Below are 11,900 nucleotides of genomic sequence, written 5' to 3'. Positions count from 1 at the left end.
GGTAACAAAATCAAGTGCGGCGTAGGGTTTGCGGACGGAATTATAAGTGCATGATAGTTTCAATATAAGCACATATTGTGTGAATATTGTGTCATGAGGTGTGGTTTTTTGTGATGGGGATCACAGGTTTCTTCGAAACTCTATGGCTTGTGCAGTTGTTACCGATAAATCTAACATCGATTTTTAGCTTTGATAGTCAGGAGTAGAGGTGGCTTCGGTCTCATCACCTCTACTCCTGACTTTCGTCTCTTCGTGTTATTTTTATTATTTTAAAACGCTAGCGTAATTAGTTATCAATAACAGCGTCTACAAAATAATGGTCTACGCCGTTAACACGCTCTCTAACTAGGCCGTGACAGTCGGTTTCAAAACCGGGGAAGCGTGAGTTAAAGTCGCGAACAAATTGCAGGTAGCGAACAATGGTTTTGTTAAAGCGTTCACCGGGTATTAACAGTGGAATACCTGGCGGGTAGGGCGTAACCAGCATCGCTGTAATTCGGCCTTCTAGTTCATCAATGGCAACACGTTCTACCTTCCGGTGAGACATTTTCGCCCATGCATCGGCGGGAATCATTGCCGCTTCCATCTCAGACAAATACATGTCGGTAGTAATGCGGGCAAGATCGTATTCTTTGTAAACATTATGAATATTGCTGCATAAGTCGCGCAGACCCACTTTGTCGTACTGTGGGTATTTGGCTGCAAATTGTGGCATCACCCGCCACAGGGGTAGGTTTTGATCGTAGTCGTCTTTAAATTGCTGCAGCTCGGTCACCATGGAGTTCCAGCGGCCTTTGGTGATGCCGATAGTGAACATAATGAAGAAGGAGTACATACCCGTTTTTTCAATAATGATGCCGTGCTCAGCCAAATACTTACTGACAATGGAGGCCGGAATACCAACTTCATCAAAATTGCCGTCGACATCTAAGCCGGGGGTAATAATGGTCGCTTTGATGGGGTCGAGCATATTGAAACCAGACTCGATCTCACCGAAGCCGTGCCAGCTGTCGTCCGAGTGAATAACCCAGTCGTCGCGGTCGCCAATGCCTTCTTCGGCAAGGGTTTCTGGCCCCCACACACGGAACCACCAATCGTCGCCATAGTCGGCATCGACTTTGCGCATAGCGCGGCGGAAGTCTAAAGCTTCAAGAATAGACTCTTCTACCAAGGCTGTGCCGCCCGGCGGCTCCATCATTGCCGCAGCTACGTCGCAAGACGCGATAATCGCATACTGCGGGCTGGTAGATGAATGCATTAGATAGGACTCATTAAAGCGGTGAGTGTCCAGCTTTCTCTGGGTGCCATCCTGCACCAAAATTTGAGAGGCTTGCGATAGGCCGGCTAACAATTTGTGAGTTGATTGGGTGGCAAAAACCAGTGTGTCGTCGGAGCGTGGGCGGCCAGCGCCAATTGCGTGCATATTGTGATAGAAGGTGTGGAAGGCCGCATGTGGCAACCATGCTTCGTCAAAATGCAGGGTGTCGATGGTTGAGTCGAGAATGTCTTTGATTTCTTCGACGTTATACACAATGCCGTCGTAAGTGCTTTGGGTGATGGTGAGTATGCGCGGCTTTTTGTCTTCGGCGTGGCGCGCAAATGGGTGGTCTTCAATCTTTTTACGAATCGCCGCGGGGTCGAATTCACTCTTAGGAATCGGTCCGATAATGCCGTAATGGTTGCGCGTAGGCATTAAGAAAACGGGAATCGCGCCGGTCATAATGATGCTGTGCAAAATCGATTTATGGCAGTTGCGGTCTACCACTACAATGTCGCCTGGGGCAACAGTTGAGTGCCAAACGACTTTGTTTGAGGTGGAGGTGCCATTGGTGACAAAGAACAGGTGGTCGCAGCCAAAAATGCGTGCGGCATTGTTTTCGCTGGCGCTAACAGGGCCGGTGTGGTCGAGTAATTGACCGAGCTCTTCTACCGCATTACATACGTCGGCACGCAGCAGGTTTTCGCCGAAGAATTGGTGGAACATTTGCCCTACAGGGCTCTTTAAAAATGCCACGCCACCGGAATGGCCGGGGCAGTGCCAAGAGTAAGAGCTGTCGCTCGCATAGTTCATCAGAGCTTTAAAAAATGGGGGTGCCAGCGAGGATAGATATTTGTTGGCCTCGCGAATGATGTGCCTAGCAACGAACTCTGGCGTGTCTTCAAACATATGAATGAAGCCATGCAGCTCACGCAATATTTCATTGGGAATGTGGCGTGAAGTACGAGTTTCGCCGTATAGAAAAACCGGAATGTCGGTATTGCGCTGACGTACCGCAGTCATAAATTCGCCGATGGATTCCAGTGCCTGACTTACGGTTTCGTCGCTGCCGTCGCCAAACTCTTCGTCGTCAATCGACAGTATGAAACACGAAGCGCGGCTGGCTTGCTGGGCAAAGGCGGTGAGGTCGCCATAGCTGGTTAGCCCAACTATTTCCATGCCTTCTTTGCTGATGGCATCGGCAAGATCGCGAATGCCTGAACCTGAGATGTTTTCTGAGCGAAAGTCTTCGTCAATAATGACAACGGGAAAACGAAATTTCATTTATATGGCCATTGTTGGTTTTCGGCTATACCCAGAGTCTGTCTGGGCTCGTTTGCATATCTATTTTCAGGAAGGTGGCTGTTGCTATCTGCCACCTCTGAGCTGTGTTGCGCGCTGATTTTGAAACTTTTTTACGGTTTAGTCCCGTAATATTTCTACCCTAACAATAATCTGTGACAACTGTCAGCCATGCTGGTGCAATTTACTGTTGGAATTGGGTGATTTTGATGTCGGTTCGTTGCTGAATTATAGCGCTGTATATCATCATTGCGCTGCAGCAGGTATATGCGCAGCGCAATGATATTTAACCCAAACTGTCCACAAGATATTGCGGAAGTGCAAATGCACCAAGGTGGAGGGCTGGGTTGTAGTAGCGCGTTTTGATGCCGCTGTTGATGAAGCGACTTGTTAGTGTATCTAGCTTTAGCTCGCGGGCTGCACTGTTGTCACATGCCCAAGCGAAGGTCATAACGCCGCCAACATAGCTTGGTACTGCCGCTGTATAAAACGCCGTATCGGCGAATAATGGCGACAGGCGCTTGTGGGTGGTACTCACTTCATCTGGCTGCATAAAGGCCACGCCGTTCTGGGCAGCAAAGATGCCGCCAGGTTTTAAGCAGCGCTGAATGCCTTGATAAAACGGTGAGGTAAATAGCACTTCACCGGGACCAATAGGGTCGGTGCTGTCAGACAGGATAACGTCAAATTTACGGTCGCATTGACTGACGTAGTCGATACCGTCACCAATAACAATCTCCGCTCGGGGATTGTTATACGCACCTGCAGAATGATTTGGCAGATACTCTACGCACATGTCGATCACAGCTTGGTCAATTTCAACCTGCACGGTGCTGTCGACTTCGGGGTGCTTTAAAACTTCGCGCAGCAAACCACCGTCACCACCGCCAATAATGAGCACATTTTTAGCATTGCCGTGAGCAAATAAGGGCGTGTGTGCCAGCATCTCGTGATAAATGAATTCATCGCGCTCGGTGGTCTGAATAATGCCGTCGAGCGCCATTACCCGGCCAAAACTGCCAGATTCAAATATGATGAGGTGTTGGTGCTCAGTCTTGCTTTCAAACAAGACCTCGCGAATTTTAAAACCTTGGTGGTAGGCGTCGTGGAGTGTTTCGTCAAACCACTCAGACATCGTCCATTCTCCCGCGCAGGTTTTCACCGAGCTCTATACGAGAGGGAGTGAAGGCCTTTTGCAGGATTTCCACGGCCAATTCGGGCTTGGCGTCACCACACATAAAGACGTCAAAGGCAGCGTAATCGCGCTCTGGCCATGTGTGTACGCTAATGTGGGATTCAGCTAATACCGCAACACCTGAAATACCACCATTGGGGGTAAAGTGGTGCATATGGATGTGCAACAAGGTTGCGCCGCATTCTTTGACACAGTCAATAAATGCTTTTTCCATGCGGGGGAGATCATCGAGATGGGAGGCGCCCCAGAGGTCGATGATAAGATGCGTGCCTGCGTAAGCAACGCCATTACGAATAATGAGATGGTCGAGATTTTCGTCGGACTGTGTAATCGGATTACACGTGGCTGCGCCGGCCTCCAGAGAAGGCATATGATCTAAGCTTTTCATTTAGCATAAATCCTCCGCGTTGGTTAAAGAGCCGGCGATTTAAACGTGTTTTATCTTAAATAGCAATAAAAAATCCCGTAAAAATCCCTCTGTGTATCGATGGCAAAGTCCTTGAGCCATCAGTGTTTTTTCGCAATTGTTGGGGGTGGCGGAGTGCGGGGTAATCAGGGCATAGTAATGATCGGCTGTGAATGGTTTTAGAGGAGCCCCAAAAATGAGTATGTTTGATCGTTATCGTAAACCGGCAGTTATTCCTACTGCTGAGCAGGCTTTGCCTGGTCGTACAGAAAAAATGCATGTTCCTGCATTACATACAGTGCTAAATACCCCGCTACAAGCACCATTTCCTGCAGGTATGGAGCAGGTGGTTGTTGGTTTGGGGTGTTTTTGGGGCGCCGAGCGTAAATTCTGGCAACAGGAGGGCGTTTATTCTACGGCGGTTGGATATTGTGGCGGTCACACTCCCAACCCAACATACGAAGAAGTTTGTTCTGGCATGACAGGCCACAACGAAGTGGTGTTAGTGGTGTTTGATCCCGCTAAAGTCAGTTTCCAAACTTTGCTAAAACTTTTTTGGGAAAGCCACAATCCCACCCAGGGGATGCGGCAGGGAAATGATGTCGGCACCCAATATCGCTCTGGTATTTATTATTTTAGCGAAGAACAAAAAGCAGCAGCCAAGGCCTCCTTATTGGTGTATCAAGAGGCCCTTGCGAAAGAGGGCCTGCCAGCGGTAACCACAGAAATTGTGGCGGCGGGCGAGTTCTATTATGCCGAGCCCTACCACCAGCAGTATCTTGATAAAAATCCCGGTGGCTACTGTGGTTTGGGCGGCACAGGAGTGAGCTGTAGTTTGTAAATGCGGGAGATGCTTGACGGGAGGCAGAAAGACGCAAAAAAAGCGGCTATCTAATAGCTGCGTTTCCCGTCTCCCATCCAGCGTTTAGCTCTTAATTCCCCCGCCATTTCATTTGATACAAATCATGACGGCGGTCGCGTAGGTTTTGCACCGTGCCACTGTTGCGAGCGATCCGTAACGATTCTGGGCGCAAATCAGCGATCGCTACGGTTTCGACATTGGGGGTGGTATCAGCGGCGATACCGTCGCGGGCAAAATGAAAATCGCAGGGCGTTAAAATACAGCTCTGGGCGTATTGAATATCCATATTGGCGACGTTGGGTAAATTGCCGACATTGCCAGACATCACCACATACACCTGATTTTCCACTGCTCTAGCTTGGCAGCTATAGCGAACCCGCATATAGCTTTGGCGTTCGTCGGTACAGAAGGGTACAAACAGTATTTCTGCACCTTGGTCTACCAAGTGACGGCCTAGCTCGGGGAATTCCGAGTCGTAGCAAATTAATACGCCGATGGGCCCGCAATCGGTGTCGATGACTTGTAGTTCGTTACCGCCTTCAATATTCCACCAATACACTTCATTTGGCGTGGGGTGAATTTTTGCTTGTTCATCGACGCGTCCATCGCGATGGAAGACGTAAGAGATGTTTTCGACCCGGCCATTGGCTACTCGTGTCGGATGTGATCCACCGATAATGTTGATGTTGTAGCGAACCGCTAAATCTTGCATCGCCTCTACATAGCGCGGGGTGTACTTGGTGAGTGCCTCTATTGATTGAATGGGCGTTAGCTCTTGGTCTTCTATGGATAAAAGCTGGAGTGTAATCAGCTCAGGGAACACCACAAAGTCGCCTTTATAGTCGGCAACCACGTCTACAAAATATTCAATAAACGACATGAATTCGACAAAGGAGGTAACGCGGCGCTGCATATATTGCACGGTGCCGACGCGAACGGTGTCGGGTTGCCGGCCGCCGTGGCGTTTGGTGTGGGCGACGTTGGCGGCGGTTTCGACTTTAGGGTTGTGCCAAACAAGATGCACGCCGTAACCCATTGAATCTTTATCGTCGACCAAATAGTTTGGCATCAGATCGATTACTTCAAAGTTGTTGCGAAGTTGGAATGACAGTACCGGATCTCGGGTTTGCTGGTTTACTACCGCGTCGAGATAATTTTCTGCGCTGCCGTATTTCTTAATGCGGCGAGACAAGCTTGGGAAGCGTCCAACGAACACAATGCCTTTTAAACCTAATTCTTCGCACAGTTTTTTGCGGGCGTTATAGAGGCGTTGACCAATGCGATAGCCGCGCACACTGCTGTCTACACACACTTCCATGCCGTATAGCCACTCGCCTTCTGGGTCGTGGCGGGTGCCGTAGCCATTGGCGGTAATTGCCGCCCAGCTATGTGGTTTTAAACAGACTTCGCCACTTACGCGGAAGGTCGCGCAATAGCCGACGATTTCGTCGTCGAGGGTGACGGCAAACTTGCCCTCGGCAAAGTTGTTAAGCTGGCCGCGTAATTCAGCGCGGGAATAGGGGTCGATGCCGGTGCCGGTGTAGACGCGCTTAGACAGCGCGGCAATAGCGGGAATATCCGCTAACGTTGCGGTGCGAACCCGCAGGACTTTGCCAGAGGCAGCAATATTTTTGCTGCCCGGTGTTGTGTTTGCCATCGTGATGCCAGTCTCGAATTGATGATTTGGGTTGAAGCGTAAGATTTAAGAGGTAAATGATTGGCGTGGTAAAGGAGCTAGCTTTTACTGGAGGCGCTACGGCGGGCCGATGTCGCTTTTCTCGCGCTTGGTTTTGTCGCTGTATCGTCACTGCTATCTGCGTCGTCTTTGGTCGTGGTTTTGTCTGTGGCTTTGCGATTGCTGGCCAATCCACTTAGGGACTTTAATACCCGTGCAGAAAGGTCGATGGTTTTCATGCCTTCGGTAAATGCCGTCTTGGCCATTTGTTGAATCATTTCTGAGTCGCCTTCACCTATGCGTTTGTACACAGCATCCCAAAGCGGTTGAGCGTCTGGAAGGCCGACTAAACGACGCATTTCTTCCGGGCTGATTTCAACCTCGACATGAATTTTCATACATTCAACTCCGTATTATGTCTGTATTCAGTATGTCACTGAGAGGCTTGAGAACGCTAGTGCTCAAGTCACATTCAATTGCCTTAATATAATCGTGACAATGCATAAAAACCAATCAAATGGCGCAATGGGATTATTTATCCAGCTCTGCCAAAACGTATTGCAGAATACCGCCGTGACGGAAATAGGCCATTTCCTCGCTAGTATCTATTCGCAGGCGGCCTAATACTTCATGGCGACTGCCGTCATTGCGGGACAGTACAATTCTCACCTTTTGCTTTGGCGCCAGTATGGTGTCGCAAGACACGATATCGACGTATTCATCGCCTTTAAGGTCTAGCATTTCCTGCGGGATTTCTTTGTCGAACTCTACGGGCATAACACCCATGCCGATCAAATTAGACCGATGGATTCGCTCAAAACTTTCGGCGATTACTGCTTTTACTCCGAGTAATAAAGTCCCTTTCGCGGCCCAATCACGACTGGAGCCGGTGCCGTATTGTTTGCCGGCGATGACGACGAGTGGGGTATTACTTTCCTGGTAAGCCATGGCGGCTTTGTAAATAGAGACTACGCTTTCACCGTCTGGCGACAAGGTGTAACCGCCTTCGCGGTCTACCAATTTATTGCGCAGGCGGGTGTTGGCAAAGGTGCCGCGAAGCATAACCTCATGGTTGCCGCGTCGTGATCCATAGGAGTTGAAATCCTCTGGTGGCACGCCAATACCTTGCAGGTAATGGCTGGCGGGGCTGTCTAGGGCAATTTTACCCGCCGGCGAAATGTGGTCGGTGGTGATGGTGTCACCAAACAAGCCCAAGATTCGCGCGCCGCGCAGGCTGGGAAATTCTTCGCTGGCGAGGGTGGGCGAGTCGAAGAAAGTGGGCAGCCGTATATAGCTGGAATCTGCCTGCCACTGGTAGGTTTCGGTTTTTTCAATCTCTATGGTTTGCCATTCAGCGGTGCCGTTATACACGTCGTTGTACGCCTCGCGGAACATGCTGCCACTGACGATTTTACGAATTTCATGAATTTCCGCATTGTTTGGCCATAGGTCTTTTAGATAAACCGGATTGTCCTGATGGTCGGTGCCGATGGCGTCGTCGCGTAAATTCAGCAGGGTATTACCTGCAAGCGCGTAGGCAACAACCAGTGGGGGCGAAGCTAGCCAGCTCGCTTTTACCTGCGGATGGATGCGGCCGTCAAAGTTGCGGTTGCCTGACAGCAGCGCTGACACCACCATATCTTTGCTATCTATCGCTGCGGCGATAGGGTCTGGTAGCGGGCCGGAATTGCCAATGCAGGTTGTGCAGCCGTAGCCAACTAAGTCAAAACCTAGCGAATTTAAATCCTCTTGTAAGCCGCTGTCATTTAAGTATTTGCTGACCACTTTTGAGCCGGGCGCTAGCGATGTTTTGACCCACGGTTTTACTCGTAAACCGCGTTCGCGGGCTTTGCGGGCGACCAGTCCGGCGGCAATCATTACGTCGGGGTTGGAGGTGTTGGTGCAGCTGGTAATGGCAGCGATCACCACATCGCCATGATGCAGCTTCAGTTTCATCTCAGGAATCGCGGCGGTTTCATTAACATCGCGCTTGCTGGCTTTGAGATGGTCGCGCATGGCTTGTCCCAAATCGCTAAGGGCTACTCGATCCTGTGGTCGGCTCGGCCCCGCAAGACTTGGTTCAACCGTGTCGAGGTCTAGATTCACGCTGCGGGTAAATGTCGGTTGATCACCCGCATTGCGCCACATGCCTTGTGCTTTGCAGTAGGCTTCGGTTAGCGCTATGTTTTCGCTACTCCGCCCTGTTAGCTTCATATAGGCGAGGGTGGCGTCATCAACGGGGAAGTAGCCGCAGGTCGCGCCATATTCAGGTGCCATATTGGCAATAGTGGCGCGGTCGGCCACACTTAATTCAGCTAGACCGTCGCCGTAAAATTCGACAAATTTTCCGACTACACCTTCTCTGCGTAGAATTTGTACTACGGTTAACACCAAATCTGTCGCGGTAACGCCGTCCTTCAATTTGCCGTCTAATTCAAAGCCAATCACCTCTGGCAGCATCATTGAGTAGGGTTGGCCGAGTAGAGCCGCTTCCGCTTCTATGCCGCCCACGCCCCAGCCCAACACGCCTAAGCCATTGACCATGGGTGTGTGGCTGTCTGTGCCTAATACCGTGTCGGGGTAGGCCATATTCTCGTCATTATGCCAAACCACTTGGGCCAGATATTCAAGGTTTACCTGATGGCATATGCCGGTACCCGGCGGCACAACGTTGAAGTTTTTGAAGGCAGACTGTCCCCACTTTAAAAAGCGGTAGCGTTCATCGTTACGGGCCATTTCATTGGCGACATTCTCGCCAAAGGCTTGAGGTGAGCCGAATTGATCGACGGTTACCGAGTGGTCGATAACCAGATGTACGGGAATCTGTGGGTTGATGGCCGTTACATCACCGCCGCGTTTTGCCACCGCGTCCCGCATGGCGGCTAAATCCACAATGGCGGGCACACCGGTGAAATCCTGCATCAGCACCCGTGCTGGCGAAAAATTGAGGTCTTCACCGCCAGTGGGTTTATCTAGCCAGCGCGAGAACGCGACGATGATGTCCGAATTGACTGAATCGCCGTCAAAGTGGCGCAACTGGTTTTCTAGTAGAATCTTTAGTGACTTGGGGAGTTGTGCGAGGCGCTCATCTCCTAGTTTGTTCAAATCGAAATAGTCGTAGTCAGCGCCGTTAACATTGAGTGTGGCGCGTAGATGGTCGGTGGATTGCATTGCAAACTCCTTTGGCCAAGATAGCTATTAACTGCTTACCCTAGCATAGACTGCCTAAATTGCAGGACTATCCCTTATAAATATAGTCACTTCTTTGTTATTGATAAATTCGTAAGTATGGTGCCATTTTTCTAATGAATTTATATTTCTGCTGTGGTGTAATCATTACGTTTTAAGGGGTGTCGGCCCCAGTAAGGCCACCGACACCTGCTACCCAACTCGCACTAATAATAATTTGAGGGGGCGCATTGAAAGCCACTAACACCCGAGACCCCGAGTATTTTCATAAGGTGGTCGACTGTCAGTATGCCTGCCCGGCACATACACCGGTGCCAGAATATATTCGTTTAATTGCCGCTCAGCGTTATACCGACGCTTATATGATCAACTGGGAATCTAATGTATTCCCCGGTGTGCTTGGTCGCACCTGTGATCGGCCCTGTGAGCCAGCTTGCCGGCGGGGGCGCATCGACGATGAGCCGGTCGCCATCTGTCGGCTCAAGCGTGTTGCCGCAGACAATAAGGGCGATATCAGTGATCGCATGCCGATTATTCCCAAGAAGAAAAACGGCAAACGAATTGCGCTAATTGGCGCTGGCCCTGCGGCATTGACCGTGGCGCGTGATTTGATGCCGCTGGGTTATAGCGTCGATCTTTACGACGATCAACGCGCTGGCGGCGGCTTTATGCGCAGTCAGATTCCCGCATTCCGCTTGCCGGAAGAGGTCTTGAATGACGAGGTCGATCGCATCCTCGACATGGGCGTACTCACCCATTTCAACCATTACGTAGACAGCCTTAAAACGGTGTTAGATAAAAACTACGATGCTGTTTTTGTCGGCAGTGGCGCGCCCCGTGGCCGCGACTTAGATTTGCCTGGGCGGGTAGAGGCTGACGCCAATATTCATATCGGCATAGATTGGCTGTCGAGTGTGGCCTTTGAGCACGTTGAAAGTATTGGTAAAAAAGTCATTGTGCTCGGTGGCGGGAATACCGCGATGGACTGCTGCCGTACGGCTCGGCGTGTGGGTGGCGACGAAGTTAAAGTTATTGTGCGCAGTCCGTTTGCAGAGATGAAAGCCTCGCCGTGGGAGAAGGAAGACGCCGCTCATGAAGGCATTCCAATCATGGATAACCACGTGCCGCAGGAATTTATTGTTGAAGACGGCCGCTTGGTGGCCATGCGCTTCGATCGAGTTAAAGCGGTGTATGACAACAAGGGCAAACGGAGCTTGGTCTCAACCGGTGAGGAGCCGGTGATCGTAGCCTGCGACGACGTGCTGGTGGCTATCGGTCAGGAGAACTCATTCCCGTGGATCGAACGCGATGTTGGTGTTGAGTTTGATAAATGGGGTATGCCTGTAGTGGATGAAACCACTTTCCAGTCGAGTAACCCGACGGTATTTTTCGGTGGCGATGCGGCCTTTGGCCCGCAGAATGTTATTACCGCGGTTGCCCACGGCCATCAGGCGGCGATCTCTATCGACTTGCATTGTCAGGGCGAGTCGGTTGCCAAGCGACCACCGCCAGGGGTGACCTTGGTAAGCCAGAAAATGGGTATTCATGAATGGAGCTACGATAGCCAGATTGAGAATGACGAGCGCTATCAAGTTCCCCAAGCGGAATTGGAGCAAACTCTTACCAATCGTAAATTAGAAGTGGAGTTGGGTTACGACGCGGCGACGGCCTTTCAAGAAGCGCAGCGTTGCTTAAATTGTGATGCGCAAACCGTGTTCACGGAGCAGCTGTGTATTGAATGCGATGCCTGCGTCGATATTTGTCCTACCGATTGCCTCAGCATTGTTGTTAACAGTGCTGACGAAGATCAGCTTCGCCAAACCTTAAAAATGCCCGCGAATAATACCGAGCAAGATATTTATGTGTCGGCAGACTTACGCACTGGACGTGCGATGATTAAAGACGAAAACGTCTGCCTACATTGTGGTCTTTGTGCTGAACGTTGCCCAACCGCAGCGTGGGATATGCAGAAATTTTATTACTCGGTGAGCAAAGCGGGGCAGTGCGGCTGAT

The 11,900-nt window shown here is 50.6% G+C and carries 8 protein-coding genes; 2 read left to right on the top strand and 6 right to left on the bottom strand.

The window, feature by feature from the left end; genetic code table 11:
- Nucleotides 1-286: 286 nt before the first annotated feature.
- The 3 genes from GVJ32_RS04210 to speD form a co-directional block, all read right to left on the bottom strand.
- Nucleotides 287-2,542, bottom strand: coding sequence for an arginine/lysine/ornithine decarboxylase (locus GVJ32_RS04210; RefSeq protein ID WP_159238816.1), 2,256 nt, complete (start codon nt 2,540-2,542; stop codon nt 287-289).
- A 304-nt stretch (nt 2,543-2,846) separates the two neighbouring features.
- Nucleotides 2,847-3,695 (bottom strand): polyamine aminopropyltransferase, encoded by an 849-nt coding sequence (speE, locus tag GVJ32_RS04205; RefSeq protein WP_159238815.1) that lies wholly within the window; start codon nt 3,693-3,695, stop codon nt 2,847-2,849.
- The gene (gene speD / locus GVJ32_RS04200; protein ID WP_159238814.1) at nt 3,688-4,143 is read right to left on the bottom strand and encodes an adenosylmethionine decarboxylase; all 456 of its coding nucleotides are present in this window, start codon (nt 4,141-4,143) and stop codon (nt 3,688-3,690) included. The genes speE and speD overlap by 8 nt, the downstream gene beginning before the upstream one ends.
- Before the next feature lie 214 nt (nt 4,144-4,357).
- On the opposite strand from speD, the gene msrA reads away from it, so the two are divergent.
- Nucleotides 4,358-5,002 carry a peptide-methionine (S)-S-oxide reductase MsrA gene (msrA, locus tag GVJ32_RS04195; RefSeq protein ID WP_159238813.1) on the top strand — a complete coding sequence of 215 codons (645 nt, stop codon included), beginning with the start codon at nt 4,358-4,360 and terminating at the stop codon, nt 5,000-5,002.
- A gap of 91 nt (nt 5,003-5,093) precedes the next feature.
- Here the strand turns inward: msrA and GVJ32_RS04190 are convergent, their stop codons facing one another.
- From GVJ32_RS04190 to acnA, 3 genes are all read right to left on the bottom strand, one after another.
- On the bottom strand, nt 5,094-6,680 hold the full coding sequence (locus tag GVJ32_RS04190) for a GNAT family N-acetyltransferase (protein WP_159238812.1): 1,587 nt from the start codon (nt 6,678-6,680) through the stop codon (nt 5,094-5,096).
- A 77-nt stretch (nt 6,681-6,757) separates the two neighbouring features.
- Complete coding sequence (locus GVJ32_RS04185; RefSeq protein ID WP_159238811.1) at nt 6,758-7,096, bottom strand: DUF6489 family protein; 339 nt, start codon at nt 7,094-7,096, stop codon at nt 6,758-6,760.
- 133 nt (nt 7,097-7,229) lie between these two features.
- A complete protein-coding gene (gene acnA, locus GVJ32_RS04180) occupies nt 7,230-9,869 on the bottom strand; it encodes an aconitate hydratase AcnA (protein WP_159238810.1) in 2,640 nt (879 codons plus the stop codon).
- Between the two features lie 248 nt (nt 9,870-10,117).
- On the opposite strand from acnA, the gene GVJ32_RS04175 reads away from it, so the two are divergent.
- A complete protein-coding gene (locus tag GVJ32_RS04175; RefSeq protein ID WP_159238809.1) occupies nt 10,118-11,899 on the top strand; it encodes an FAD-dependent oxidoreductase in 1,782 nt (593 codons plus the stop codon).
- The last annotated feature ends 1 nt before the right edge of the window (nt 11,900 follow it).

It is taken from the genome of Zhongshania aliphaticivorans (assembly GCF_902705855.1).
In the GTDB taxonomy this organism is placed as follows: Bacteria; Pseudomonadota; Gammaproteobacteria; order Pseudomonadales; family Spongiibacteraceae; genus Spongiibacter; species Spongiibacter aliphaticivorans_B.
This window is presented reverse-complemented; position numbering and strand designations above follow the sequence as displayed.

Bases quoted from the DNA above. Each gene is read 5' to 3' on its own strand.
- GVJ32_RS04185 (WP_159238811.1), bottom strand. From the start codon at position 7,096: ATGAAAATTCATGTCGAGGTTGAAATCAGCCCGGAAGAAATGCGTCGT.
- GVJ32_RS04190 (WP_159238812.1), bottom strand. From the start codon at position 6,680: ATGGCAAACACAACACCGGGCAGCAAAAATATTGCTGCCTCTGGCAAA.
- acnA (WP_159238810.1), bottom strand. From the start codon at position 9,869: ATGCAATCCACCGACCATCTACGCGCCACACTCAATGTTAACGGCGCT.
- speD (WP_159238814.1), bottom strand. From the start codon at position 4,143: ATGAAAAGCTTAGATCATATGCCTTCTCTGGAGGCCGGCGCAGCCACG.
- speE (WP_159238815.1), bottom strand. From the start codon at position 3,695: ATGTCTGAGTGGTTTGACGAAACACTCCACGACGCCTACCACCAAGGT.
- GVJ32_RS04210 (WP_159238816.1), bottom strand. From the start codon at position 2,542: ATGAAATTTCGTTTTCCCGTTGTCATTATTGACGAAGACTTTCGCTCA.
- msrA (WP_159238813.1), top strand. From the start codon at position 4,358: ATGAGTATGTTTGATCGTTATCGTAAACCGGCAGTTATTCCTACTGCT.